Here is a 25,930-nt window from a genome sequence, read left to right as displayed (position 1 = left end):
GAGCTGCGGGATCGAATAGCTGGCCCTGACGCTTGCACACGGTATCTTTAGGTGCGTTTCGTCAGGAAGGCTCACTGTCATGGCTCGAAAACTGACCCCGCACTTCGCCGATGTGCAGGCTCACTACGACTTGTCCGACGACTTCTTCCGGCTGTTCCTGGATCCCACCCAGACCTACAGCTGTGCGTACTTCGAGCGCGACGACATGACGCTGGAAGAGGCGCAGATCGCGAAGATCGACTTGGCGCTCGGCAAGCTGGGACTGCAGCCCGGCATGACGCTGCTCGACGTCGGCTGCGGCTGGGGCGCCACCATGCGCCGCGCGGTCGAGAAGCACGACGTCAACGTCGTCGGCCTGACGCTGTCCAAAAACCAAGCCGCCCATGTGCAGAAGTCCTTCGACGAAATGGACACTCCGCGAACCAGACGGGTGCTGCTGGAAGGATGGGAACAGTTCGACGAGCCCGTCGACCGCATTGTGTCGATCGGCGCGTTCGAGCACTTCGGCCACGACCGCTACGACGACTTCTTCACGATGGCCCGCGGCGTACTGCCCGACGACGGCGTGATGCTGCTGCACACCATCACCGGTCTAAAGCCAGAGCAGTGCACCGAACGCGGCATCCCGCTCACGTTCGACATGGCCCGCTTCATCAAGTTCATCGTCACCGAGATCTTCCCGGGCGGCCGGCTACCCTCCATCGAGAAGGTCCAGGACCACTCGTCGAAGCACGGTTTCCGGTTGACCCGCCGCCAATCGCTGCAGCCGCACTACGCCAGGACACTCGATTTCTGGGCCGCCGCCCTTGAATCGCACAAGGACGAGGCCATCGAGATCCAGTCCGAAGAGGTGTACGAGCGTTACATCAAGTACCTGACCGGCTGCGCCGACGCGTTCCGGGTCGGCTACATCGACGTCAACCAATTCACCCTGGAGAAGTAACGATCACGTCGTCACACTGAGGGGTGGCGGACCTGCCATCGAGAAATCCAGTGGCATCACACCTCAAATGCCAGAGATGCGCCTGGCTACGTGTAGGGTCCCCGGCATAGCCTCCTCGCCGAGGTGCCTGTCCATCGGGGAGGACATATGACAAGTAGCTCAGCAAGCGCCACCCGGACGCGGTCCAACGCGGCCGATGTCCGAGCGCACTACGACATTTCCAACGAATTCTTCGCGCTGTTCCAGGATCCGACCCGCACCTACAGCTGCGCATACTTTCCCCGCGAGGGCATGTCGCTGCAGGAGGCGCAGCTCGCCAAGCTGGATATGACGCTGGACAAGCTCGGACTGGAGCCGGGCATGACCCTGCTCGACATCGGTTGCGGCTGGGGTTCGGTGATGAAGCGTGCGATCGAGAAATATGACGTCAACGTCGTCGGGGTGACCCTGTCCAGGAACCAGTACGCCTACTGCAAGCAGGTGCTCGGCACCGTCGACTCGAGCCGCTCGCGTCGGGTGCTGCTGAGCGACTGGGCAGAGTTCACCGAGCCCGTCGACCGTATCGTCATCATCGAGGCGCTCGAGCACTTTGGTTTCGAACGCTACGACGACTTCTTCAAATTCGCCTACAACTCCATGCCGGCAGACGGGGTGATGCTGCTGCACTCGATCACGGCGCTGCATCCAAAGCAGATGATGGAGCGCGGCATCCCGGTGACCATCGAGATGGCGAAGTTCATCCGGTTCATCCTGAACGACATCTTCCCGGGGGGCCGGCTGCCGTCGATCGAGAAGGTCCAGGACCACTGCGCCAAGGTGGGTTTCAATGTGACCCGCCGGCATTCGCTGCAGTCGGACTTTGCCCAGACCCTCGACCTGTGGGCGCAGGCCTTGCAGGCGCACAAGGACCAGGCCGTCGAGATGCAGTCCGAGGAGATGTACGAGCGGTACATGAAGTTCCTGACCGGCTGCGCCAATGCATTCCGGGTGGGCTACATCGACTGCAACCAGTTCACGCTGGAAAAGTAGACTCGTGTGGGGCAACGGGGGCGCCGGGCGCGCAGCAATGCCGGCGGTTAAGCGGTCCGATTAAGGGTGAGTATCGTTGCTGGTCAATCGGGTGACGGTGGGCGATGGGTTTGAAGTAGTGAATTCAGGAGAACTAAACGACAATGGCTGAGCAACCGACTAGTGCGACGAAGATCCGGACGCGCTCCGAAGACATCCAGGCGCACTACGACGTCTCCGACGATTTCTTCGCCTTATTCCAGGACCCCACCCGAACCTACAGCTGCGCCTACTTCGAGCCCCCCGACCTGAGCCTCGAAGAGGCCCAATACGCCAAGATCGACCTCAACCTGGACAAACTGGATCTCAGGCCGGGCATGACCCTGCTGGACATCGGCTGCGGGTGGGGCACCACCATCCGCCGCGCGATCGAGAAGTACGACGTCAATGTGATCGGGCTGACGCTTTCCAAGAATCAGCACGCCCGTGCCGAGCAGGTGCTGGCCGGAATCGACACCAACCGCTCGCGTGAGGTGCGGCTGCAGAACTGGGAGGACTTCACCGAGCCGGTCGACCGGATCGTGTCGGTCGAGGCGTTCGAGCACTTCGGACACGAGAACTACGACGATTTCTTCAAGCGGTGTTTCAACGTCATGCCCGACGACGGCCGGATGACCGTCCAAAGCAGCGTCAGCTACCACCCCTACAACATGAATGCCCGCGGCAAGAAGCTGACCTTCGAAACGGTGCGCTTCATCAAGTTCATCGTCACCGAGATCTTCCCGGGCGGCCGTCTGCCGACCACCGAGATGATGGTCGAACACGGCGAAAAAGCGGGATTTGTTGTCCCCGAACCACTCTCGCTGCAGCCGCACTATGTCAAGACGCTGCATATCTGGGGTGACACGCTGGAGTCCAACCGGGACAAGGCCATCGAGGTCACGTCCGAAGAGGTCTACGACCGCTACATGAAGTACCTGCGCGGCTGCGAGCACTATTTCGATTACGAGATTCTCGACTGCAGCCTGGTGACCTACCTCAAGCCGGGCGCCTCGAACTAATTGGGCCCCATATCACCGCAGCTGTCGGATTAGGGCTGCGTCGTTCGTCGGATAGGTAGAGAGTGGAGCACGAGGCTTCGCTCGCTACCGGAGGTGACGAACATGCAGTATTTCGCGCTGTTGATCAGCAAGGAACAAGACCGCACACCCGACGACCCCGCCGCCGCGATGCAAGCATGGGTGAACTTCCACACCAAGGCCGGTCCGGCGATCAAAGCCGGAGACGCGCTGACACCCGCTGCCGCTGCGGTGGTTATCACCGGCGGCCCAGATGCGCCGATGGTCACCGACGGCCCCTTCGCCGAGGCCGCCGAGGTGGCGTGCGGCTACTACGTGTTCGAGGCGGAAAACCTGGACGAGGCGCTGGCACTGGCCCGCGATATTCCGATCGCCACATACGGTGCCGTGGAGTTGTGGCCGGAGGTCCACTCGATTGAGCCGTCCCGCGAGCTGACCGGCAACGACTGGCTCGCGCTGCTGCTGGAACCGCCGGCAACCGCACATACGCCCGGCACACCGGAATGGGAAGCAGTGGCGGCAAAGCACGCGGATCTGCACGCGGCCGCGGGCGATCATGTGATCGGCGGCGCCGCGCTGCACGATCGGTCCACCGCGACGACCGTGCGGGTGCGCGATGGCGAGGTCCTGATCACCGATGGGCCGTATGTGGAAGGCGCCGAAATCGCCACCGGGATCTACCTGATTGGCGCGGCGGATCGCGACGAGGCCGTCAAGATCGCATCGATGATCCCCGCTTCGACGGTGCAGCTGCGGCAATTGGCTGGCGTCTCGGCACTCTAACCGCCCGCAATGACCAACCTGGACGGCGTCTTCCGGCGCGAATGGGGGCCCGCCGTCGCCGCGCTCGCGCGGTGGTCGGGCGACCTCGCCGTCGCCGAGGACGCCGTCCAGGAGGCCTGCGCCGAGGCGCTGCGCAGCTGGCCCGACGACGGTATGCCCGATAACCCCGGCGGGTGGCTGGTCACTGTCGCCCGCAACCGCGCCCGGGATCGGCTGCGCCGCGAATCTGTCCGTCCCGGAAAGGAATTGGCCGCTTGGAGAAGCTACGTGGACGACATCAGAGCACGCACCGACCGGACCGATCCACATCCGGTTCGCGACGACGAACTGCGGATGATGTTTACCTGTGCTCATCCGGCGCTGGACCGACAGTCACAATTGGCGCTCACGCTGCGGCTGGTGTCCGGGTTGACCGTCGCCGAGATCGCCCGGGCATTGCTGCAGACGGACACCGCCAGTGGTCAGCGAATCACGCGCGCCAAGAACAAGATTCGCCACGCCAACATTCCGCTGCGGGTGCCGCCCGCGGAGCTGTTGGGAGAGCGGACACCACACGTGCTGGGCTGCATCTACTCGATGTTCACCGAGGGGTACTGGTCCACCGCGGGCCCCTCGGCGATTCGCGACGAACTATGCGACGAGGGCGTTCGGCTGGCCGGCGAGCTATGCGCGTTGATGCCGGACGAGCGCGAGGCACACGCCCTGGCCGCCTTGCCGCTGCTGCACGACTCGCGCCGCGCAACCCGGGTCGATGATGTCGGGATGCTGGTACCCCTGGAAGACCAGGACCGCCGCGAGTGGGACCGCGGCCGCATTGCGCGCGGGTTGGACCGGTTGCGGCGGGCCGAGGGGTCGACGGGCCCCTACCTGCCCCAGGCCGTGATCGCCGCCCTACACGCGACGGCCACGTCCTGGGCGGACACCGATTGGACCACCATCTGCACGGCCTATGACCGGCTCTTGGCGTTGACGGGCTCGCCGGTGGCGGGCGCGAACCGCGCGCTGGCGGTGGGCTTCCGCGACGGCCCCGCCGCCGGTCTGAGCGCACTGGACGAAGTGGCGCGCGATCCCCGGCTGACGCGGTCGAATCTGGTCGCGACGGTAAGGGCCGATCTGCTGCGGCGCGCGGGAAGGCCCACCGAAGCTCTCGCCTGGTATCGAACGGCGTTGCACTCGAACGGTTCTGAGCCGGGGCGCGACTTTTTGCGGCGGCGTATCGCCGAGTGTGGTGGGTAGGTTTAGCCCTCGGAGAAGTTGCGGGTGACCGACGGGTCCACCGGAATGCCCGGGCCGGTCGTCGTCGACACGGTGATCTTCTTCAGGTAGCGCCCCTTGGACGACGACGGCTTGAGCCGCAGCACCTCGTCGATCGCGGCACCGTAGTTCTCCGCGAGGTTCTTCTCGTCGAAAGATACCTTGCCGATCACGAAGTGCAGGTTCGCCTGCTTGTCGATGCGGAAGTTGATCTTGCCGCCCTTGATGTCGGTGACGGCCTTGGCGACGTCGGGCGTCACGGTGCCGGTCTTGGGGTTCGGCATCAGGCCGCGCGGACCCAGCACACGTGCGATGCGACCGACCTTGGCCATCTGGTCGGGGGTCGCGATCGCGGCGTCGAATTCCAGCCAGCCGCCCTGGATCTTCTCGATCAGGTCGTCGCTGCCGACGATGTCGGCGCCGGCGGCCTGGGCCTGCTCGGCCTTGTCGCCCACGGCGAACACGGCGACGCGGGCGGTCTTGCCGGTGCCGTGCGGCAGGTTGACCGTGCCGCGGACCATCTGGTCGGCCTTACGCGGGTCGACACCGAGCCGGATCGCCACCTCGACAGTCGCGTCCTGCTTCGACGAGGATGTCTCCTTGGCCAGCTTGGCAGCCTCTAGCGGGGTGTACAGGTTGTCGCGATCGATCCTCTCGGAGGCGGCGCGGTAGGCCTTGCTGTTCTTGCTCATTGATCTATCCAATCTGGTGTTGGGTCGTGGTTAATTCGGGCCGAAGCTGGCCCTCCCACGGTGGTGGTGCTGAGGATTACTCGACGGTGATCCCCATCGACCGGGCGGTGCCGGCGATGATTTTGGCAGCGGCGTCGATGTCGTTGGCGTTGAGATCGGCCTTCTTGGTCTCGGCAATGTCGCGCACCTGATCCCAGCTGACCTTGGCGACCTTGGTCTTGTGCGGTTCAGCCGAGCCCTTGCCCACGCCGGCGGCCTTTAGTAGCAGCTTGGCGGCGGGCGGCGTCTTGAGCGCGAAGGTGAAGCTGCGGTCCTCGTAGACCGTGATCTCCACCGGGATGACGTTGCCACGCTGGTTTTCCGTTGCGGCGTTGTACGCCTTGCAGAACTCCATGATGTTGACGCCGTGCTGGCCGAGCGCGGGCCCCACCGGCGGGGCGGGGTTGGCCTGCCCGGCCTGGATCTGCAGCTTGATCAGCCCAACGACTTTCTTCTTCGGGGCCATGAGATTTTGACGTTCCTTCCTGGGTTTATGCATCCAGCCGTTCCCGCGAGCGGGACGGCCGGCTAGATCTTAGAGACTTGGGTAAAGGTGAGTTCCACGGGTGTTTCGCGGCCGAAGATCGACACCAGCACCTTGAGCTTCTGCTGTTCGGCGTTGATCTCGTTGATCGTGGCCGGCAGCGTGGCAAAGGGGCCGTCCATGACCGTCACCGATTCGCCGACCTCGTACTCGACATCGATGACAGGACGTTCCAAGCCACCCGTCTCGGCGGCGGCAGCGGTGGTGGCAGCGCCCTTGACGGCCTTCTTCGTCGCCGCGGGCGGCAGCAGGAACTTCACCACGTCGTCGAGCCGCAGCGCCGACGGACGGGAGGTCGCGCCGACGAATCCGGTCACGCCGGGGGTGTTGCGCACCGCGGACCAGGAGTCGTCGGTGAGGTCCATGCGCACCAGGATGTAGCCGGGCAGGACCTTGCGGTTGACCTGCTTGCGCTGGCCGTTCTTGATCTCGGTGACCTCTTCGGTGGGCACCTCGACCTGGAAGATGTAGTCGCCGACGTCCAGGTTCTGCACACGGGTTTCGAGGTTGGCTTTCACCTTGTTCTCGTATCCCGCGTAGGAGTGGATGACGTACCAGTCGCCGGGCTTGCTGCGCAGGTCGGCCTTGAGCGCGGCGGCAGGGTCGGCCTCCTCGGCCGATCCCGCGTCAGCGGCCGATTCCGCGTCAGCGGCCGCCTCGGGCGTCTCGGGGGTCCCCGCGGACTCAGGGGCCTCGACGACCTCGGCGGGCGCGTCTACGTCGACCGCTTCGCCCGCGGACGTGTCACCGTCGAAGGTAGTCACGGTTTGTCAGTCCTCTCTATCACTGTCGAAAAGCTCAGCCGAACACCAACAGCACGAGCTTTGTCAGGCCCAAATCAGCGAGACCTACCAGTGCGACCATGAACGCCAGGAACACCAGCACCACGGATGTGTACGTGAGCATCTGCTTGCGGTTCGGCCAGATCACCTTCCGCATCTCGGCAACGACCTGCTTGAGGTAGTTGTAGACGAAAACGAACGGGTTAGCCGTACGGTCCCCGGGCTTCTTCGGCTTCTTGGCCTTCTTATCGGCTCCGGCCTTCTTAGCTGCCGGGGTTTTCTTGTCCTCCTTGGAGTCCTCGGCCTCGTCCGAGGACTCTGCGTCGACGTCGTCGGCATCCGCCACGCGCTGCCGGGACCGCTTGCCGGTCGGACGTTGCGGACGCGTCGCAGGCTTGGTCACCACGGCCGTTCGACCACCGCTCGTGCTGTCGTCGGTGTCACCGCCGTCGCGTGCGGCGTCGTTGGCAGCGTCGCCTTCGTCGCTCACCGCATGCTCCTTTGTTCGCTAGCTATCTCACGCTTCGTCCCGCGCTGATCGGGCACCTTAGTGTCCAGCATGGCACGCTTCACCTTCTGCAGGGGCGACAGGACTTGAACCTGCAACCTGCGGTTTTGGAGACCGCTGCTCTGCCAGTTGAGCTACGCCCCTTCGCGGTTGGCAGGCCAACCTGCGCTTACCTACCGGGGCCTACATGACACGCGCGCTCTCCGTTCGGTGATCGCCGAACCTACGGACAGCGCGCTGTAATGGGAAAACCCCGAGGTCCGAGTGTACATCGGCACGGGAGTCAGATACTAATTACGCGTTCTGATGACCTGCCCGGATGCGGGATCCCATTTGAGCTGTATGGAACCGTCGTCCGGAGCCTCGTTGTATTGCCCCATCAACGTGGTGTAGGCCTCCATCACGACCTCACCGTTGTCGTCGGTGCAGACGTTCTTGGTCAGGACGATATCGGCGCCGAAACGCTCGCTGACCGACACGACGTCCATCCGCCCCCACAGCTTGTCGCCCGCCAGGATCGGCCTGTTGAAGACGAACCGCTGTTCAACCTGGACAATCACCAAGCTCTCCATGCCCAGGTCGACGTGGCGGAAGAAATCCAGCTGCACGTGCTTGGCGAAGATCGTGACGAGGGTTAGCGGTGCGATGATCGCGTCGTAGCCGAGTTCGGCTGCCGCTGCTTCTTCGTAGTAGGCCGGGTGCTCGTTCTTGATGGATCGGGCAAACTCACGTAGCTGCTCGCGGCCCACGATGAAGTAATCCGGATACCGCCACACCATGCCGCGGATATCGGTTTTGAGCGCCATTCGACTACGCCAACTTGGCCGACGCGATGGCCCGTCCGAAGATCTTCTTGCCCCCGGTAGTGGCGCTGATTGCGATGATCACCGACTTGCTCTCCGGATCGACCGACTTGACCCGACCGGTGAAGACCAGCTCGGCTCCCTTGCCGTCGTTGGGCACCGGCACGACCGCCGTGAATCGCACGTTGTACTCGGTGACCGCGCCGGGATCGCCGACCCACGCGGTGACGTAACCGCCGCCAATGCCCATGGTCAGCATGCCGTGCGCGATCGCGGTATCCAGCCCGACGACCTTGGCGATCTCGTCGTCCCAGTGGATCGGGTTCAAGTCGCCCGAAACACCCGCGTAGTTCACCAGATCCTGGCGGGTCAGCGGGTAAGTCTTCTCCGGAAGCTGGTCGCCCACCTTCACCGAGCTGAACTCACGCAGTGGCATCAGAAAATCCCTCTCCATCGTCACCAGCACGACCCGCCAGGGTCGCATAGGTCTCCTGCACGATTTCGCCCGCCTCGTTGGTGATGATGTTCTTGGTCACGATGATTTGGGTACCGTGCGACACACGCACTGAATCCACGTACACGTCGCAGTAGAGCCGGTCGCCTGCCACGAGCGGCTTAAAGTACTTCAGTACCTGGTCAACCTGGACGATCTGGGCATCCTGGACAGCTACATTGGCGTATTTGAAGAACGCCGTCTGAGCCTGGTAGCCGAACACACAGCAAAACGTCAACGGGGCCAGCAGCCCCTTGTAGCCGAGCTCGGCGGCGGCTCCCTCCTCCGAGAACCAGGCATCGCCGTTCTGTACGGCCACCGCGTACTCGCGGATCTTCTCCCGCTCCACCTCGTAATAGTCGGGATAGCGGTAATGCATCCCGACGATATCTGCGGTCAATGGCACGGCTTCAAAACCTACCTAGTCAGTCTGAGTAAACACTCGTAGGTCGAGGTTAGCGCGTCTCGCGGTGAGCCTGGTGCTTGCCGCAGTTCGGGCAGAACTTCTTCAGCTCCAGCCGATCAGGGTCGTTGCGGCGGTTCTTTTTGGTGATGTAGTTGCGGTGCTTACACACGTCGCAGGCCAAAGTGACCTTTGGCCGAACGTCGGTACTGGAAGCCATTTCAATTCTCTTTCACACGTCACATTGTTGTGTTGTAGCGATGGCCGGACTCGAACCGGCGACCTAACGATTATGAGTCGTTCGCTCTAACCGACTGAGCTACACCGCCTCTGGTACGCGCCGCCCGCCTGCTCGGCGTCCCGCCGAGCCCCCTAACGGAATCGAACCGTTGACCTTTTCCTTACCATGGAAACGCTCTACCGACTGAGCTAAGGGGGCCTGAACCCGTAGCGATCAGTCGTGCCTCGGGCCAAAAAGAGGGTACAGCGCGACGCGCGACGGCACCAAACCACGCCGCAGCGTTCAGCCCCCGTCGCTGTTGCGGTGCGGTTGCCATGCGCCCAGGTCGCTGAACTCGTCGTAAATGTCCTCGTGGTCTCCGGGTGCGTCCGCCGTGTCGTCGAGCAGAGTCCGCAGCGCGAGATGGACGGCCTCGCGGGCGTCGGCCAGGTGATAGCGACGTATTGCCTCTTGGACAAGATCGTCGTCGATCTCCATTTCGACCTTCTTCAGCATGGGCCAACAATACCCACCGAACACCAGCCAAAGCGTTCGAAAAAGCCCCTACGAAAGGCCACGATGCGCCCGAAATACCAGGCCTGTTGGCCGGGTCATAGTCTGGTGCGGTGACAGACTCGTCAGCGGATCGACTGTATTTCCGCCAACTGCTCGCCGGCCGCGATTTTGCCGCCGGCGATATGTTCGCGGTACAGATGCGCAATTTCGCATACCTGATCGGCGACCGTCAGACCGGGGATTGCGTCGTCGTCGACCCGGCATATGCGGCCGGCGATCTGGTCGACACGGTGGAGGCCGACGGCATGCGCCTGTCCGGCATGCTGGTGACCCACCACCACCCGGACCACGTGGGCGGGTCGATGATGGGTTTCGAGCTCAACGGACTGGCCGAGTTACTGGAGCGGACCAGTGTGCCGGTGCACGTCAATACCCATGAAGCGCTTTGGGTTTCCCGAGTCACCGGGATCGCCGTCGGCGACCTGACCACGCATGAGCATCGCGACAGGATCAACATCGGCGACATCGAGATCGAGCTGTTGCATACTCCGGGCCATACGCCGGGTAGCCAGTGCTTTCTGCTCGACGGTCGGCTGGTTGCCGGTGACACGCTGTTCCTGGATGGCTGCGGGCGCACCGATTTTCCGGGCGGTGACCCCGACGAGATGTACCGCAGTCTGCAGCAGCTGGCCGCGCTGCCAGGCGACCCGACGGTTTTTCCAGGGCACTGGTATTCCGCCGACCCGAGCGCGTCGCTGGCCGAGGTCAAGCGTTCCAATTATGTGTATCGAGCCACCAATCTTGATCAGTGGCGAATGTTGATGGGCGGTTAACAGATTGAGCGAGGCGTTTCTCTCGGTCGATTTTTGTGGCCACTTGAGTAATTAGCCTGATCGTTGCGATTCCGCAGCCGGAGCAGCAGAATTTCGGGTGCACATCGCTGTGATGTAGCGAAGGGATGGATTCAATGGGGTGGATCCAAGGCAGCTGGCACGGGGTCACCGACGTGGAGTCCAGCACCTGGTTGGTATGGGCGGCGTGGGCCACGATCGCGCTCGGCATCGTCGCGCTGGTGTTTACCAACCACCAGATCAGCCGCAACCGGCGATTGGCCGCCGAGCAGACTCGGCCCCACGTCGGCATGCTGATGGAACCGCATGCGGCGGACTGGCATGTGATCGAGCTAGTGGTCCGCAATTTCGGCCGGACCGCGGCCTACGACATCCGGTTTTCATTTCCGACTCCACCAACGGTGGCCGAATACGAGAATTCCAGCGACGGCTACGCAGAAGTCGTCGAATTGCAGCTCCCCCGCGAATTGCCGGTGCTCGCACCCGGCCAGGAGTGGCGAATGGTCTGGGATTCAGCGCTCGATCGCGCCGAAATCGGCGGCGGCATCGAATCTCGCTTTGCCGGATCGGTGATCTATTACGACCGCGCCGATAAGCCGCGAGGGTGGCGGTTCTGGGAACGCGAGCGCCAGCCGCTGCAGACCAGCGTGGTGCTGGACTGGGAGGCCCTGCCGCCCGTTCAGCGCATCGAGTTGATGACGACGCACGACTTGGCCAAGCGGGAAAAGCAGAAGCTGGAACTGCTGCGCGGCCTGCTGACCTACTTTCACTACGCGAGCAAGGAAACGCGCGCCGACGTGTTCCGCAGCGAGATCGAACGAATCAACAATGCGGTGGCCGAAACTCAGGACCGCTGGCGCGCCCGGCAGGTCGACGCACCCACCGATGTCGGCCTGCGCTTGGGTAACGGCAAAAGCGATCTGGGTAAACATCGCGACGAGCACGTGTGACCGTCGGCCTAGGTCTGGCCCCGCGGGGTCGCGCAATGCCGATCTGATTCAATCGACTTCATGAGCGGTCCGGTTACCTACAGCCTCAAAGATTCCGTCGCAGTCATCAGGATGGACGACGGCAAGGTCAACGCGCTGGGTCCAGCGATGCAGGCGGCAATCAACGAGGCGATCGACCAGGCCGACAGTGACAACGTCGGCGCACTGGTGCTCACCGGCAACGAGCGGGTGTTCAGCGGCGGATTCGACCTGAAGATCCTGACCTCCGGCGAGGCACAGCCGGCGATCGACATGCTGCGGGGCGGCTTCGAGTTGTCGTATCGACTCTTGACCTACCCAAAGCCGGTAGTGATCGCCTGCACCGGACACGCCATCGCGATGGGATCGTTCCTATTGGCTTCCGGCGATCACCGGGTGACCGCCCACGCCTACAACATCCAGGCCAACGAGGTGGCGATCGGCATGACGATCCCCTACGCGGCCCTCGAGATCCTGAAGCTACGGCTAACGCGGTCGGCGTATCAGCAAGCCACCGGGCTGGCCAAGACGTTCTTCGGTGAAACCGCGCTCGCCGCAGGCTTTGTCGACGAGATCGTGTTGCCTGAGATGGTGGTCAGCCGCGCCGAGGAAGCCGCGCAGGAATTCGCCGGCCTGAAGCAGCAAGCGCATCTCGCAACAAAATTGCGTGCCCGCGAAGAATCCCTCAAGGCGCTGCGCGCCGGAATCGACGGCATAGAAGCCGAATTCGGCCTGTAAGGAGGAGGCGATGCGGTTGCCCGGGCAACCGCCTCACCCTCCCGTCGCCTCCTCCATTTCGAAGTGTGGCACGGCGGCGATGAGTCGTCACTTCACCCTTGCGGCCGCAGCGGACCTGGCGTCAAATCGCCCAGCGGAACCGTTTGAGATACCCCGCCCAGTCCCACGTCAGCAGGAATTCCTGCGCCGCCTCATGGCCCTTGGCGTACAGCGCCTCGAGGCGATCCGCCGCCACATCGAAGTCGAGCACACCCACATCGGTCGATTCGACGGCGATCGCGCGGGCGGCAACCCACGGCTGGTTGAGGTGGGTCTGGTCGTGGCCCGTCAGCATGGTGGTGAGCAGACTTTCCAGCAACGCCGTCTGCTCGAAAAATCGCAGCGGCTTCAGCGCGGGCATCACCGCGCTGAAGCCCTCATTGAGCCTGGGTAAGACAGTGATCCCAAATGTGGGCCAGCGTGGCGGTTTTCCGTCAAACCGGTCAAAGGTGTCAATCGGAAAGTTCGACAGCACACCACCATCGACGAGTGTTGACGTCGTGCCGCTGACCCCGGTCAGCTTGACCGGGCGGTAAAAGAACGGGATGGCCATCGACGCGCGCACGGCGTCGGCGACCAGCTGCTCATCGGGGTCCAGCCCGTAGAGCCGCCGGTAGTCCCAGGGCAGTCTCACCAACTGTGCCGCGGTCACGTCAGCGACGGTGACCACCAGCTTTTGGCACCGGTCCTCGGGCAGCGTGTCCTCGTCGAGTACCAGATCGCCGAAGTAGGTGACACCGAGGTTCTTCAGCTCGCCGCGAATCCAGTCGTAGGCGGCGTCACCCCGAAACATGCTGGTGTCCCGGACAAGTCCCCACGCGGCACCGAGAACCGGGACCGGTCCCGCGTCGCGCCATTTGCTCAGCGGAGCCGACAACGCGAGGTCCTTGACCTCCTGGCTCGTCAGCTGGTCACCCTTGGACGCGGCAGCCAAGATCGCGCCGACAACCGATCCGGCCGAAACTCCGGACACCCGCGGGAATGTGTATCCCGCGTCCATCAAGGCGACGATGGCACCGACCAGGCCGATGAACTTGACGCCCCCACCGGAGAGGACGAGATCCGCGGGTTTCGGCTGCCGACTCGCCTTGGCCATTACTCCCCTTGCGCTGAAACCCAGTCGTAGGCAAGGTATTTGCCGTCGAAAGTGACGACGACACGATCACCCGACGGGTGCGGCTTCTTCTGCAGGTCGACGCTGAAGTTGATCGCGCTCATAATGCCGTCGCCGAACTGCTCGTGGATCAGTTCCTTGATGGCGCCACCGTACACCTGAAGTGCTTCGTAGAAGCGGTAAATGGTGGGGTCGGTCGGCACCGCGGTGGGCAGTCCACCACGCATAGGCGGCGCCGCGAGCACCGGCACCACCGACAGGTCGAGACCGAGCATCTCGGCCAGCAGCTTGCCGAGCTCCGGCGGAATCGGATGCTGGCCTAGCAACGCCGAGGTGGTCCACACCACCGGCTGGCCGATGGCGTCGGCCAGCTCCTGCCAGGTGAGGCCGCGCGTCAGGCGCGCAACGACGATCTGTTCGGTGATCTCGTTTCTGTTCATGAATCCAGCATGCTGCACGGGGGCTAACTGCGCTTGGTCGCAGTGACTACACGCGTTGCAAACCAGGGGCCGCCGAACCACATGCGCCAACCGGCGTTGCGGTGTCGCACGTCATCGAAACCCAGGTCGCGCAAATGTGCGGCGTGGCGGCTGGTTTCCCATAGGTCGGCGATCGCGAGGCGGCCACCCGGGCGCAGCACCCGAATCGCTTCGTCCAAGGCCTTTCGCCGGCCCTGCGAGCTCGCAATGTTGTGGATGGCCAGGTTGCTGACGACGGCGTCCACGCTCTCGTCGGCCAACGGCAGCGCGGTCATGTCGGCGGTGTGCACCTCGATGCGGTCGGCGACGTTTTCCAGCTCCGCGTTGGACAGCGTTGCCTGCTGCGAGTTTTGGGTCTGGTCGGCACGCCAGAGATCGACGCCTATCGCACGGCCCCGCGGCAACCGTTTAGCCGCGGCGCACAACACCGCCCCGCGGCCACATCCGAGGTCGAGCACGGTTTCGTCGCCTTGCAGCCCCAGCTCATCGAGGATCCGGTTCCACGCCACGAACTTGCCCCGCCTGGTCGCATAGATGTAGGAAGCGGTCGTCGCGAGAAGCCCGGCCGCCCCGGCCGCCCCGGCCGCGCCGAGCGCTGCCGCCACCCGATTACCACGGGCCAGGGCAGCGCCGGCGCCAGCCAATAAGACGGCGGAGATGCCTGCCACCCCGGCCACCTGCGCCCCGGCCGAGACGGTGTGGAACGAACCGTCGTACCCGTATTCGCCTTTGTGCTCGCGCGCCATGTCTGCCACTTTCTCGCTCTTCACCAGTGTCCGCGGTGGACGACTTCGTCGAACGGGCGCCGGTCCGGCTTGCGGATTGGCGTGAGCGGACGATCGGCTGGATACCCGACGCCGAGCATAAAGGCCACCAGGTAGTCGTCCGGGACGCCCAGGATCGCGCGCGCCTTCTCCTGATCACCCACCGACGAATGGCCGGTGCCGATTCCCAGGTCGGTCGCCGCGATCATCATCGCCATCGTCGCCTGGCCGACGTCGTAGTTGTCGGTCACCAGCCGGCGATCGTCCGGTGGAACCGGCACCACCAAAACGATCGCGGCCGGCGCCGACGCGATATGACCGGCGCCGCGCCAAACCGTCGATAGCTCCTGCAGCGCAGCCGCGTCGGTGACGATCACAAAGTCCCACGGCTGGCGATTTTTCGCCGACGGCGCCCGCCATCCGGCCTCGGTGATCCGGTTCAGATCGTCCTCTGACACCGGTTGTGGCTGGTATTGCCGGACGTTGCGCCGAGCACAGATCGCATCCCAGGTTTCCAATCTCGTCCCTCTCTCGTCGGCGCCGGCCTTCGCGAATGCTGGTGTGTCTTGCCCTTTCTCAGGTTAGCCACACCGGATTCGTCAAGGCGACCATCGCGCCGAGCCGACCCCGCCGCCTGTCACGTACTTCGAGTCGGGCAAAGCGCGCCGACGCGGCGTCAAGCTCCCATTGCAGCCGGGTGCGCACCGAGGCCACCGGCGCTCGCCCCGCACAGCCGGCCCCGGTGACCAGGGTCGCGATGGTGCCGGGAGCTCCGCTGATCACGGCGGTGACCGTCACCGCCGTCTCGGGCGCCACCCGCAACTGCTGCCCGGGTCCGGCCACGTCGCCGTTCGGGCTGGACGCGGTCAGCTCGCACGCGACTTCGCGGGATCCCACGATGCAGGAGCGGCCGCGGCGCAGCCCGTCGACGATTGCGGTGATCGACAGCTCGGCCGCGTGTACTGCCGTCTGCGGCGCGCCGACCGGCTGGCGGTTGGCGTGCGAGTCGCTGCCGCCGACCGCGACCATGCGCCGGCCCTGGCGCAACAGTCGTTGCCAAATACGAAGGGACAGCTCATCATCGACGTTCCACCGGCCGTTCCACACCTCCAGCGCGTCCACGTCGGCGAATCCGAATTCCCACGCCGATCCCGGCAGTGGCGCGGCGGGATGGGCGGCGACCACCAGGCCGCCGGCTTGGCGAACCTCGGCGGCGAAGCGGGGAAACACGCCGTCGCGCGGCCCGTATCGCCAATCGACCCAGGCGCGCGGGGGCAAGCCGACGGCGAGCCAGTGGCCGTGGCGGGTGGTTACCTCCTCGCCTGGGATCACCAACAGTGATCCGGTGCGGCAGCCGGGCCAGACCCGGTTAGCGGAGGTGGTGTTGTGCTCGGTGGAGACGATGAAGTCAAGCCCAGCAGCGTGCGCGGCGGACACCAGTTCAGCGGGATCGCGCGCACCGTCGGAGTGAACCGTATGCAGATGCAGATCACCGCGATACCAGCGCGCACCGCCGACCGAGGCGGGCGTGAACGCGATCGACGCTGAGTCCCGCGCGACCGGCGGCCCGTTTTGGGCGGCAGGCGGCTCGGTGTCCAGTGTGACCCGCACCTGCCACGCCATCCCCCACGGGCTCAGCACCACCGGGCCCAGCGCCACCGCCCACACCCCCGGCTCGACGGGGCCGGCCAGGTAGCCGGGCGTGGCATAAGCGGGCGAGATCACAAAGCCGTCGCGGGCCCCGCCGGACCAGCCCCGGAACCCGGCCGCATTGCCCAGGTCGTAGCCGGCAGAGCCAAACATCCCTAGATCCAACACATTTCGTGCGAGACCGCCAACCCCGACATCGTGGGAGGTGGCGACCCGAATTTGTTGCACACCCCGCGGCACATCAAACGGCAGGTAAGCCCACCGGTAGATACCAAAACCAAACCGTCCCGAAAACGCTATCTCGATGACTTTGCCGTCGCGTTGCCCGGTGATCGCACCGGGCCCGACCCTGACGATGCTCACGGCTTGTCTCCCGTCGGCCCGTAACCATTCCGACGACGGCGTCGGGTTGCGCCCACAGCATTCGCCATGAAGGTCTAACCACCCGTTACATCGACACGAACGCCCGCCGTCGGGGCGCTGATGACTCCGTGGCAACACCCGGTGCGCAAGAATCGCGGTCAACATGATCGACAATTCCTCACCGGCATCCCGGCGACGCCATATCGTGCGGCTCGTCGTGTTCGCCGGCTTGCTACTCGGTATGTTCTACCTGGTCGCCATCGCGCGGGTCATCGACATCGAAACCCGGCGGCGCGCCGTGTCGGCGACCGGTCCGGCCGCGCCGCTGGTCTACGTCGTGGTGTCGGCCATCCTGGGCGCATTGTTCGTGCCGGGCTCGATCCTGGCCGCGGGCAGCGGCCTTTTGTTCGGCCCGGTGCTCGGCATCTTCGTGACGCTCGGCGCCGCGGTGGGGACCGCGATCGTCGCGAGCGGGGTCGGCCGCCGGGCGGGCCGGGGCAGCGCGCGGGCTCTGCTGGGGAAGCAACGCGCGCAGCGCATCGATGCGCTGATCGAAAGTCGCGGTTTGTACGCGGTCGTTGGCCAGCGGTTCATTCCCGGCCTGTCGGATGCGCTCGCCTCCTACGCGTTCGGGGCGTTCGGAGTTCCGTTGTGGCAGATAGCTATTGGTTCGTTCATCGGCTCGACGCCGCGTGCATTCGCCTACACCGCGCTGGGTGCCTCGATCGCGAATAAGTCGTCGGCGCTGGCATATTCGGCAATCGCGGTGTGGTGCGTGACCGCGCTCGCCGGCGCGTTCGCCGCGTGACACGGATATCGAAAATGGCGCGGGCACACCGCCCAGGACGGGGATGACGGTATCCCCGATTCGGATCGGGGAGCCGGGACGTGCTGAGGAACCCGGCTGAGGCTTCACTGGGCCGGTGCCAGCATCTCCTTCCACCCGTCTTCGCCGGTGTGCCTGGAGTTCTCAACGGAATACACTTCGCCGTCTGGGCCTACGACCAACCCGCTCTGCACGTCGTAAATCGACCCCTGCGCCGCGCTGGGCGTGTAGCTGCACGGGTTGGGTTGCTGCCCATTGCACTGGACAGTGCCTGACCCCGGTCTCTGCAGGGGGTCGCTGACCGGGGGCGGTGTGCCCGGCACCCGATCCGCGGGCAGCGGGTTCTGCCCATTGTTGACCGACGGCGCCGGGATCACCTGCCCCGGTTTGACCGGCTGATCACAACGCGCGGCCGGCGCGGGACAGGTGAGGAGCTGATTCGGGTCGCCGTACCAGGGGTTGGTCCCGAGCGGCACATAGGGCTCGCTGCTACGGCACTCCCGCGGGGTCGCCGCGCGCTTGCCGGGCACGTCCGGACACGGGTAATTGCGTGCTCCGCGAACCGCATTCTGCGCATCCATCGGGATCTTGCAGTAGGTGCCGCTCGGCAGCGGCGCGGTGGTGGTGTCGGCCGGTGCCCGCCATTCCGATGCCGACATGAAGCCGGTCAGGCACGGTGGTGGTTGGTTGAGTGACAAGGCACCGATTCCGAGCGCCGCCTGGCCGGGAAATTCCGAGGTAACCGACTGGGCGATCGCGCCGGACTGCGGCAAGAACACCAACGCCTGCTCGACCCCGCTGTGGTAGCGCTTGAGCATGTCGATCACGACTTCGAGATTGGCCAGCGTCTGCGGCAGCGATTCCCGCACGTCGCCGAAGGTGGCACCGACTTGTTCGGCGGTCGGCGCCGCGTTGGCCAGGATGCGACGAATCACTTGATCCTGCTGCGCGGTCTGCGCGGTCAGGGAGCGCAGGTTGGCGGACCAGTGCGCGATGTCGTCACCGGAATTGACCTGGCTGTCGAGGATGGGAGCCGAATGCTCGATGATCTCGTCGACATCGTCGATGCTGCCCTTGAAGTCGTGGGTGATCGCCTGGGTGGCGTCGACCAGACGACGAAGTGACGGCCCCAGCCCGCCGAGCGCCTCTGACGCCTCGTGCAGCAATGACGCCACCTTCTCCTTGGGCAGCACCGCCAATCCGCGGTTGGCGGCGTCAAGCGCAGGGCCAATCTGGCTGGGGACCGTGGCTTTGGTGATCGTCTGGTTGTTGTGAAAATACGGACCGCCGGTGCGGGTCGACACCAGGTCGATGTACTGCTCGCCGATCGCCGACACCGAGTGCACATTGGCCGACGCATCGGTCGGGATCTGGTAGCCCTCGTCGATGCTCATCATCGCTCGGGCGCCCCGCTCGGTGGGCTCCACGTTGGTCACCGTGCCTATCGTGATGCCGCGATATGTGACGTTGGCGGTTCGGTACAGACCCCCGGACCGGGGCAATTCGGCGTACAACGTGTATCGATCGATCCCGGCAAGGCTGGGTAGCCGCAGGAAGTACCAACCGAGGACCACCACGGCGATGACCGAGAACACCACCAACAACAGCAGCTGGGTTCTGATGAAGCGAGTCAACACTTCTCACTCACCCCTTTCCACCAGCGGTCCTCCCGGGGCATCGTTCGGGTTCGGCGTATAGCGGACATCCGGGATCATGGTGGCTGGATCCCGTCCCCACGCCTGCTCGAGCGCCCGCAATGCCCCGGAAAGCCCCGTTCCGCTCAGCGCCGCGTTATCGAGGGTGCTGAGCGTCAAGTCGATCGCGGCCGACACGTTGACAAAGTCGCCGCGAATCACCTTCGAGACGCCGTCGATGTTGAACGGCGCCGTGAGGCCCAACCTCAACGCGTCGACCACATACGGCGAGGCCAGGCCCAATTGTTTGAGCGGTCGCTGCAAGGACTGCAGGTTCTGCCGAAGGTCGGGCCGGCTATCTGACAGCGCTCGATTGGCGACGTCGCTGAATCGCCCCAGCGATTCGGTGGCGTCGGCGAACAATTCGCGCGTGTCGGCGAAGTGCCGGATCAGCGGCGGGATGTCGGTGAGCACCTGATCCAGCGTGTCGTTGTGGTTCGCGACGATGGTCAGCAGTTGATTGGTCGAATCGATTGCGCGGGTGAGGTCGCCGCTCCGCCGGTTCAGCTCGGTGATGAATGTGTCTAGCCGCCCGAGGAATTCGTGCACCTGATCGACGTGGCCGTCCAGGATTTTCAAGATCTCGGTTTGAATCACGTCGAGGTTCGTGATGCCTCCGCCGGTGAGGATGACCGCGATGCTGGCCAATGTCCGTTCAACGGTGGGATAGGCCGAGGAGTTCATCAGTCCGATGGTGTCACCGGTCTTCAACAGTTGCGGTGACGGGTTTTTCGGCGCGGCAAGCTCGACGTGCTGCGTGCCCAGCAGGCTGGTCTGACCAATCTTCGCGGTTGCGTTCACCGGAAGCTTCACGGCCGGATCGAGATCCAGCGTCAGGGTCGCTATCCAGTTCTTCAGCCTGATGTCACGCACGGTTCCGACCCATACGTCAGCCACGCGCACCCGGCTATTAGTGTTGAGCGCCAACGTGTCCGGCATCTGCACGTAGATCGTCAGGTGATTGGGACCCGCGCCACGACCGATGGGCAACGGCACGTTGGCGATGCCACGCCAGTTACACGAAGTCAATACCAGCGCGGCCAGTAAGAACACGAGTCCGCGGCGACCGGCGCCGACTGTCAGCCGCATCACCGCCTTCACCGGCCCGCCTCCGCCTGTGCGGGACGCGGAAACCACTGCGGCGGAGGAGGATTGGACTCATCAAAGGCATTCGGCGGTCCGGGAAGATTGGTCCCCGGCGGCGGGGCCCCGATGTCCGGACCACCCATCAGCTCGGCCAACGATTCCGGGGTCAGCATGTTCGCAGTAAACGGCTGAACCGCAGTGCCCTGCATCCCGCGCGCGACGACCCAGCCCGGCTCGTGGTTGCCGTGCGAAAACGGTGTGTCCCGCGAGAAGATCCCGGGGACGGTGGTGTCCTTGTATCCGGGCGGCGGGTGCAGCCGCTCCTCCGAGTAAGCCACCTCTTTGGGCAGGGCGGCCGCCGAGCTGAAAGGGTTCGCGCTGAACGGCAGGTAATTGAACTTGATGGCGTCCAGAACCGGCGCCAGGTATTGCGCGCACAGCTCGGCGGAATCCTGATAACCCAGTCGGCTGCCCGCCTGGACCGCGCTGCAGATGAACTGCATGGGATTCGCGAAGTTCGGGAACACGAACGTTCCCACCAGCGCACTGTGCGCCGGATAGTAGATGTTATTGAAGTTGGCCGCAAAGGTTGGCAGCACGTGTAGCGCGGTTTCCAGACCGTCCCGCGGCTCAGGTTGCAGCAGGGCGGTGGTCGCGTCGGCAAGGTTGTCGACGTCGTGAGCCACCGTCGACCTGTTGTCGTTCAAGAATTTTCGCGCGATGGTAAGCACATCGTCGACCCGTGTGGCCGTGTCGGCTACGTCATGGTCAGACTTGGCGAACCAGTCGGTGAAATGGGCCAGGTCGTCGTTGAGCGCGATGAACTGTTGATCGTTGCGATACAGCGCGCTGATGAACTGCGCCAGGCTTCGAGTGATCGAGACGAAATCGCCGCGGCCCTCGTTCAGCGCCGTCAACGCCTCCGACAAGCTGTTCAGCGTGTCGTGAACCTGCTTCCCCTTGCCGGCCAAGTTGTCCGCGGCCGAATCGATGAGCTCGCCGAACGGCCCCTTGGGTTGCTCCGCCGTCGGCCCGAGCTGGCGCAGGATCCCATTGATGGACTCGCGCAGCTGATCCCACTCGACCGGCACCTGGGTGCGCTCGATCGGGATCACTGCGCCGTCGCTGAGCACCGGCCCGTCGATATAAGGCGGCGACAACTGGATGGTCCGCGAGGCCACCAGGCTGGGGTTGAGGATCGACGCGGTGGCGTTGGCGGGCACCTTGTACTTGGTGCTGTAGTGAAAGGTGACTCGCATCCTGTCGCCGGCCGGCTCGATCTTGTCGATCGCACCGACCCGTACACCCATGATCTGAACTTTGTCGCCGGGGTACAGCGCGAGGGCCTCGGAAAAATAGGCGACAACGGTGGTGCTGGTCAGTTTGCGGTATAGCTGCACTCCAACGACGAGCGCGACCATCGCCGACACCACGACCACCACTGCGACGAGCATTGCCTTGCGGGAGACGTTCGGCAGGTGAATGCTGCGGATGTCGAAGATGGTGCTCATTGGTTGCTACCTCCGGTCCCGCTGGGTGTGATCAACGGGGCAGGCAGCTGGGGCCCCGGTCCCGGTGGTGCTGCCGGGCCCGGCGGCAGGCCCGGCGCGAACGTCGACGGTGGCGGCGGGCCGGCCGGTCCGAGCGGTTCGGTGCGTGCACCCGGAGGCGCGTCGGCCGGTACCGGCACCGGTGTGCCCGGAACGCCCGGCGGGGTCTGTCCCGGCCGCCCGGCGATCGGGATGCCCGGCGCCGGCGGTAGGCCGTTCGAGTCGGACGGCGACGCCGCAACGTCAAGCGGTGCCGGGAAGCCGGGGCCACCGAACGGGCCGATGGCGGCACCTGCGCACGGCAACGGATTGTCGGGCCGGGGCAAGGCGCCCGCGGCCGGCGTGTAGGAACACGGTGATCCGGGCGGGACGGCCGGCCCGGGATGCTCCGGGGAGCCCTCCAGCACCGGCGGCGCCGGCGGCGGCGCGCCATTGGGCAACCGAGTGCCATTGGGGTCTGGGAAGCGGAACTCGGGCAGCCCCGCGCTGCGCCAGAAGTTCTCCGGATCAATGCCCCGCTTCTTGAACGCCGCGTCAATCCACGGCTGAATGATCTGATAGGGCAGCAGATTCACCACGATCGCCTTGAAGTACGGCCCGGAAGCGACGGCTTCTGCGAGGGACGCGGTGTACCTGCTGAGCAGGATCAGCACATCACCCAGGTCCTTCTTGCGCTTGACCAACTCGTCGCTGACGGTACTCAGCTGCGCTAACACATTGTTGAGGTTGGGGTTCTCCTTGAACAGGCCAGACACCTGAGCTGATACGTCCGACACGTTGCTCAGCAGAATGCTCAGCGCCTGGCTGCGTTGCCTGAATGCGGCCAGCAGGGTGTCGGCATTGACCAGCAGCCCGTTGAACTGTTCGCTGCGGTTGCCGAGTACGCGCGCGACCTTGTTGGCATTCGCCAGCAGTTGCTTGAGCTGCTCCCCGCGCTGGCCGATCGTGTCCGAGAATTTCGTGACGCCGTCGAGGGCGGCGCTCAGATGCGGAGCGGTCTGATCGAAGGTCTCCGACAGCACCTTCAGCGAACGTTTGGTCGCCTCGATGTCCCAGCCCGTGGCCGCCTTGGTGGCATCGACGAACGCGTCGTAGACCTGGTATGGCGTATTGGTCTGTGCCAGCGCAAGAAACCCGTTGGGCCGCAACGGCTCTGAACCACGCGGTTCGATCTGCATATTCTTGCGGCCGAGAATGGTGTCGGTGCGAATCGCCACACGACTTTCCTTCCCGATCATCCGGCCGACCAACGAGAATCCGATCGCGACCTTGTTGCCGCGAATCGCCAGCGAGCGCACCAGACCGACTTGTACCCCAGCGATTTCCACCTTGTCGCCCGTGTTGATGCCGCCAGTGTCGGCGAATTCCGCATAGTAGGTTGGGGTGGCGAACAGCATCGGCACGCTGGTAAAGCTCTGCCCCACACCAATTACCAGCAGCGTAACCACCACACCCATCAGCCCGACCCGGCCCCGGTTGAGTTCCGTCAGCGTTCTCATTGCGGCGTGCACCTGCCCGTGGGCTGACCGAAGAGCTTGATGGTGCGTACCGGCCCGCCCGGCTGTAATCCGTTGACTTTCAGCGAGAGGTCGCACAGGTAGAAGTTGAAGAAGTCGCCGTAGGTGCCGCCGGAACGGCCGATGATCCGATAGGCCTCCGGCAGCTTGCCCAATACATGATCGAGAGTCGGCAGATCGTGTATGAGCGACTGCTGAATGTCCTCGAGATGTCCGAAAGTGCTGTGCAGCAACGGCCGATCCTCGCCCAACAGGTCGGCCAGCGTACCTGCCGCGTTGCTGATATGGGCCACGGCCGCGGCCAACGGATCGGCCCTGTTCTTCAGCGCGGTGATCAGCCCCTCCAGCTTGTCGACGGTTCCATCGAACTCCTTCTCGTGCTTGACAGTGGTTGCCAGCACGGTATTCAGGTTGGTGATGATCTCGCCTATCGCCTGGTCGCGGTCGGCCAATGTTGCAGTGAGCGAAGCGGTTTGGTCGAGAATTTCGTTGATAGTGCCACCCTGACCCTGGAACACGGTGATGATCGAGGAAGCTATCCTGTTCACCTTGTCGGGATCTAAGGCCTTCAAGAGCGGGCGGAACCCACCGATCAAAGCGTCGAGATCCAAGGCCGGTTGGGTGTGCTCGAGCGGGATCCTGCCGCCCGGGGCCAGCCGCTGACCGCTGTCACCACGCCTGAGCTCCAGGTAACGGTCGCCGATGAGGTTGAGGTAGCGGATCGACGCGGTCGTCGCCTTGTCGAGCTCAAGCGAGTTCTCCACGGCGAACTCCACCAACACCCGCTTGTCCCCGTCGATCAGCGTGACCTTGGAGACCTTGCCGACCTCCACCCCCGAAGCGCGGACAAACTGGCCCTCTCGTAGCCCGCTGACATGGGTGAACACCGCCGAATACCCGGTGGTGCGGTCGAAGCGTACTTGGCCGAACACGACGATGATCAGCACGGTGAACACCAACAGGACCAACCACAACATTCCGAGTTTGATTGCCGTGCCAGTGATTCTCATGGGTTGATCGTGTTCTCCCCGGATTGGCGTCCCCAGACGTATTCAGCGAACATCGGCTGGCCAAGCCCGAAGTGGTTGTACGGCGCGAGGCTGGCTCCGGTGTCCATTACGAGATACGGCGCCGGCCATAAATCCCGGGTGATGGTCTGCCAGCAACCCGGTCGCCCGCCGGGTCCCCCGTGAGCGTTCACCCGCGGCAGATTGTCGGGATAGACATAGGGGTTGGGCGCCAGCAGGATTGATCCGGCCGCCGCCAGCGAATAGCCGTTCCCGCCAACGGCATTCAAGATCAGTGGCGCGGCGTCGTGAAAGTTGCGGATCGTGCAGAACAGTGCGGGACTGTAGGTGTCAAGCAGCGCCGCGGTCGGCACCAGGTCGGCGGCGCCGCGCACCAGATACGGCCCGCCGCGGGTGAAGATGTCTTCGCCTGTCTTGCCCACACCCACCGCCGCCAACAACGCGGCATCCAGAACGCTCTGCTGCCGGGTGAGTGTGCGCGCGGTGGTCACCGCATTCTGCAAAAAGGCCCACAAGTCCGGCGATGCACGGACATAGGTTTCGCCGAGATCGGCCAATCCACGCACGTCATGGCCGAGCTCTGACATTCGCGGATTCAACTGCGCCAGAATCTGATTGCCATTGACGATCGAATCCCCGAAGTTGCTGCCCAGTCCGTCCAGGGCCTGGGCTAGCGCGGACAACGTGGCGTTGACCTCGATCGGATCCACCTTCTCGGCGAGAGAGGTGATCGTCTCGAACAGCGTGTTGAACTCGGTGGTCACCGAGCGCACGTCAATCACGTCATGCGGCGAGATCCGGCGCTGTTGCGGGTTTTCCGGCGAGACCAGCGACACATATTTGTTTCCGAACAGGGTGGCTGCCTCGATGGTGGCTTCCACGTTGGCCGGAATCAGCTTGATGTACTCCGGATTTACCTGCAGCACCAGTTTCGCCGCCGGGCTGCGGTCCCGTTCGATCTCCGAGATGCTGGCCACCCGACCGATCGCCACCCCGTTGAAGGTGACTTTCGCTCCCGGTTCCATCACCAGGCCCGCCCGCGAGGCGACGATGGTCAGCTCGGTCTTCGGCGTGAAGTCTCCCCGAAATTGCATGTACACCAATGTGAGAACGATCGCGCTGACCAGAAGTAAGACCATGCCCTCGACGTAAAGCACGACGCGTCGGGTATTGCGCGTCAATTCCGCGGCCATGGC

At 64.3% G+C, this 25,930-nt stretch carries 28 protein-coding genes, 3 tRNA genes and 1 pseudogene; 9 read left to right on the top strand and 23 right to left on the bottom strand.

Features of this window, described 5'->3' with window-relative positions:
* Window positions 1–79: 79 nt before the first annotated feature.
* The 5 genes from mmaA2 to DB708_RS25445 all read left to right on the top strand — a co-directional run bounded on the left by mmaA2 (window position 80) and on the right by DB708_RS25445 (window position 5,049).
* Window positions 80–943: a cyclopropane mycolic acid synthase MmaA2 gene (gene mmaA2 / locus DB708_RS25465; RefSeq protein ID WP_108926217.1), complete on the top strand. Its 864-nt coding sequence runs from the start codon at window positions 80–82 to the stop codon at window positions 941–943.
* 147 nt (window positions 944–1,090) lie between these two features.
* Complete coding sequence (locus DB708_RS25460) at window positions 1,091–1,972, top strand: cyclopropane mycolic acid synthase family methyltransferase (RefSeq protein ID WP_108926216.1); 882 nt, start codon at window positions 1,091–1,093, stop codon at window positions 1,970–1,972.
* Between the two features lie 143 nt (window positions 1,973–2,115).
* A complete protein-coding gene (gene mmaA4, locus DB708_RS25455) occupies window positions 2,116–3,012 on the top strand; it encodes a hydroxymycolate synthase MmaA4 (RefSeq protein WP_108926215.1) in 897 nt (298 codons plus the stop codon).
* Window positions 3,013–3,114: 102 nt separating this feature from the next.
* Complete coding sequence (locus DB708_RS25450; protein WP_108926214.1) at window positions 3,115–3,813, top strand: YciI family protein; 699 nt, start codon at window positions 3,115–3,117, stop codon at window positions 3,811–3,813.
* Window positions 3,814–3,822: 9 nt separating this feature from the next.
* The gene (locus tag DB708_RS25445) at window positions 3,823–5,049 is read left to right on the top strand and encodes an RNA polymerase sigma factor (protein ID WP_108926213.1); all 1,227 of its coding nucleotides are present in this window, start codon (window positions 3,823–3,825) and stop codon (window positions 5,047–5,049) included.
* A gap of 2 nt (window positions 5,050–5,051) precedes the next feature.
* Here the strand turns inward: DB708_RS25445 and rplA are convergent, their stop codons facing one another.
* The 12 genes from rplA to DB708_RS25385 all read right to left on the bottom strand — a co-directional run bounded on the left by rplA (window position 5,052) and on the right by DB708_RS25385 (window position 10,067).
* Complete coding sequence (gene rplA / locus DB708_RS25440; protein WP_108926212.1) at window positions 5,052–5,759, bottom strand: 50S ribosomal protein L1; 708 nt, start codon at window positions 5,757–5,759, stop codon at window positions 5,052–5,054.
* 76 nt (window positions 5,760–5,835) lie between these two features.
* The gene (rplK, locus tag DB708_RS25435; RefSeq protein WP_108926211.1) at window positions 5,836–6,264 is read right to left on the bottom strand and encodes a 50S ribosomal protein L11; all 429 of its coding nucleotides are present in this window, start codon (window positions 6,262–6,264) and stop codon (window positions 5,836–5,838) included.
* A gap of 62 nt (window positions 6,265–6,326) precedes the next feature.
* Window positions 6,327–7,106 (bottom strand): transcription termination/antitermination protein NusG, encoded by a 780-nt coding sequence (gene nusG, locus DB708_RS25430; protein WP_108926210.1) that lies wholly within the window; start codon window positions 7,104–7,106, stop codon window positions 6,327–6,329.
* 34 nt (window positions 7,107–7,140) lie between these two features.
* Window positions 7,141–7,614 (bottom strand): preprotein translocase subunit SecE, encoded by a 474-nt coding sequence (secE, locus tag DB708_RS25425; protein WP_108926209.1) that lies wholly within the window; start codon window positions 7,612–7,614, stop codon window positions 7,141–7,143.
* A gap of 89 nt (window positions 7,615–7,703) precedes the next feature.
* A tRNA-Trp gene (locus tag DB708_RS25420) sits at window positions 7,704–7,776 on the bottom strand.
* Between the two features lie 146 nt (window positions 7,777–7,922).
* On the bottom strand, window positions 7,923–8,438 hold the full coding sequence (gene hadC, locus DB708_RS25415) for a (3R)-hydroxyacyl-ACP dehydratase subunit HadC (RefSeq protein ID WP_108926208.1): 516 nt from the start codon (window positions 8,436–8,438) through the stop codon (window positions 7,923–7,925).
* Window positions 8,439–8,442: 4 nt separating this feature from the next.
* Window positions 8,443–8,871, bottom strand: coding sequence for a (3R)-hydroxyacyl-ACP dehydratase subunit HadB (hadB, locus tag DB708_RS25410; protein WP_108926207.1), 429 nt, complete (start codon window positions 8,869–8,871; stop codon window positions 8,443–8,445).
* A complete protein-coding gene (gene hadA / locus DB708_RS25405; RefSeq protein ID WP_108926206.1) occupies window positions 8,858–9,334 on the bottom strand; it encodes a (3R)-hydroxyacyl-ACP dehydratase subunit HadA in 477 nt (158 codons plus the stop codon). Before hadA ends, hadB begins: the two co-directional genes overlap by 14 nt.
* Window positions 9,335–9,383: 49 nt before the next feature.
* Complete coding sequence (gene rpmG, locus DB708_RS25400) at window positions 9,384–9,551, bottom strand: 50S ribosomal protein L33 (RefSeq protein WP_108926205.1); 168 nt, start codon at window positions 9,549–9,551, stop codon at window positions 9,384–9,386.
* Between the two features lie 35 nt (window positions 9,552–9,586).
* Window positions 9,587–9,660: transfer RNA gene (locus tag DB708_RS25395), tRNA-Met, on the bottom strand.
* A 37-nt stretch (window positions 9,661–9,697) separates the two neighbouring features.
* Window positions 9,698–9,770 (bottom strand) — tRNA-Thr (locus tag DB708_RS25390).
* Window positions 9,771–9,854: 84 nt separating this feature from the next.
* Window positions 9,855–10,067, bottom strand: coding sequence for a type II toxin-antitoxin system VapB family antitoxin (locus DB708_RS25385; RefSeq protein WP_108926204.1), 213 nt, complete (start codon window positions 10,065–10,067; stop codon window positions 9,855–9,857).
* 182 nt (window positions 10,068–10,249) lie between these two features.
* Between DB708_RS25385 and DB708_RS25380 the strand changes: the two genes are divergently transcribed.
* From DB708_RS25380 to DB708_RS25370, 3 genes are all read left to right on the top strand, one after another.
* Window positions 10,250–10,900, top strand: a complete 651-nt coding sequence (locus tag DB708_RS25380) for an MBL fold metallo-hydrolase (RefSeq protein ID WP_108926303.1) — start codon at window positions 10,250–10,252, stop codon at window positions 10,898–10,900.
* A 125-nt stretch (window positions 10,901–11,025) separates the two neighbouring features.
* A complete protein-coding gene (locus DB708_RS25375) occupies window positions 11,026–11,868 on the top strand; it encodes a hypothetical protein (RefSeq protein WP_201263617.1) in 843 nt (280 codons plus the stop codon).
* Between the two features lie 60 nt (window positions 11,869–11,928).
* Window positions 11,929–12,624, top strand: coding sequence for a crotonase/enoyl-CoA hydratase family protein (locus DB708_RS25370; RefSeq protein ID WP_108926202.1), 696 nt, complete (start codon window positions 11,929–11,931; stop codon window positions 12,622–12,624).
* Window positions 12,625–12,745: 121 nt separating this feature from the next.
* Here DB708_RS25370 and DB708_RS25365 read toward each other — a convergent pair whose 3' ends face one another.
* Genes DB708_RS25365 through DB708_RS25345 form a run of 5 tightly spaced genes read right to left on the bottom strand, consistent with a single transcriptional unit; the run spans window position 12,746 to window position 17,033 of the window.
* Complete coding sequence (locus tag DB708_RS25365; RefSeq protein ID WP_108926201.1) at window positions 12,746–13,759, bottom strand: patatin-like phospholipase family protein; 1,014 nt, start codon at window positions 13,757–13,759, stop codon at window positions 12,746–12,748.
* Complete coding sequence (gene cynS, locus DB708_RS25360) at window positions 13,759–14,217, bottom strand: cyanase (RefSeq protein ID WP_108926200.1); 459 nt, start codon at window positions 14,215–14,217, stop codon at window positions 13,759–13,761. Before cynS ends, DB708_RS25365 begins: the two co-directional genes overlap by 1 nt.
* 23 nt (window positions 14,218–14,240) lie before the next feature.
* Window positions 14,241–15,002 (bottom strand): class I SAM-dependent methyltransferase, encoded by a 762-nt coding sequence (locus DB708_RS25355; RefSeq protein ID WP_108926302.1) that lies wholly within the window; start codon window positions 15,000–15,002, stop codon window positions 14,241–14,243.
* A gap of 20 nt (window positions 15,003–15,022) precedes the next feature.
* Window positions 15,023–15,538: a nitroreductase family protein gene (locus tag DB708_RS25350; protein ID WP_108926199.1), complete on the bottom strand. Its 516-nt coding sequence runs from the start codon at window positions 15,536–15,538 to the stop codon at window positions 15,023–15,025.
* A gap of 58 nt (window positions 15,539–15,596) precedes the next feature.
* Window positions 15,597–17,033, bottom strand: coding sequence for a CehA/McbA family metallohydrolase (locus DB708_RS25345; protein ID WP_108926198.1), 1,437 nt, complete (start codon window positions 17,031–17,033; stop codon window positions 15,597–15,599).
* A gap of 163 nt (window positions 17,034–17,196) precedes the next feature.
* Between DB708_RS25345 and DB708_RS25340 the strand changes: the two are divergent.
* Window positions 17,197–17,928, top strand: a pseudogene (locus DB708_RS25340) (TVP38/TMEM64 family protein).
* Between the two features lie 17 nt (window positions 17,929–17,945).
* Here DB708_RS25340 and DB708_RS25335 read toward each other — a convergent pair.
* Genes DB708_RS25335 through DB708_RS25310 form a run of 6 tightly spaced genes read right to left on the bottom strand, consistent with a single transcriptional unit; the run spans window position 17,946 to window position 25,927 of the window.
* Entirely contained in the window at window positions 17,946–19,496 is a 1,551-nt protein-coding gene (locus DB708_RS25335) for an MCE family protein (protein ID WP_108926196.1), read from the bottom strand.
* Window positions 19,497–19,499: 3 nt separating this feature from the next.
* Window positions 19,500–20,642, bottom strand: a complete 1,143-nt coding sequence (locus tag DB708_RS25330; protein WP_108926301.1) for a virulence factor Mce family protein — start codon at window positions 20,640–20,642, stop codon at window positions 19,500–19,502.
* A gap of 8 nt (window positions 20,643–20,650) precedes the next feature.
* Complete coding sequence (locus DB708_RS25325; protein ID WP_108926195.1) at window positions 20,651–22,150, bottom strand: virulence factor Mce family protein; 1,500 nt, start codon at window positions 22,148–22,150, stop codon at window positions 20,651–20,653.
* Window positions 22,147–23,688 carry a virulence factor Mce family protein gene (locus DB708_RS25320; protein ID WP_108926194.1) on the bottom strand — a complete coding sequence of 514 codons (1,542 nt, stop codon included), beginning with the start codon at window positions 23,686–23,688 and terminating at the stop codon, window positions 22,147–22,149. The genes DB708_RS25325 and DB708_RS25320 overlap by 4 nt, the downstream gene beginning before the upstream one ends.
* Window positions 23,685–24,716 (bottom strand): virulence factor Mce family protein, encoded by a 1,032-nt coding sequence (locus DB708_RS25315; RefSeq protein ID WP_108926193.1) that lies wholly within the window; start codon window positions 24,714–24,716, stop codon window positions 23,685–23,687. The genes DB708_RS25320 and DB708_RS25315 overlap by 4 nt, the downstream gene beginning before the upstream one ends.
* Window positions 24,713–25,927, bottom strand: a complete 1,215-nt coding sequence (locus DB708_RS25310) for an MCE family protein (RefSeq protein ID WP_108926192.1) — start codon at window positions 25,925–25,927, stop codon at window positions 24,713–24,715. The genes DB708_RS25315 and DB708_RS25310 overlap by 4 nt, the downstream gene beginning before the upstream one ends.
* Between the last annotated feature and the right edge of the window lie 3 nt (window positions 25,928–25,930).

This window comes from Mycobacterium montefiorense (assembly GCF_003112775.1).
GTDB classification, from domain to species: Bacteria; Actinomycetota; Actinomycetes; order Mycobacteriales; family Mycobacteriaceae; genus Mycobacterium; species Mycobacterium montefiorense.
Note: the sequence above shows the minus strand (reverse complement) of the source record. Positions and strands in the feature narration are given on the sequence as shown.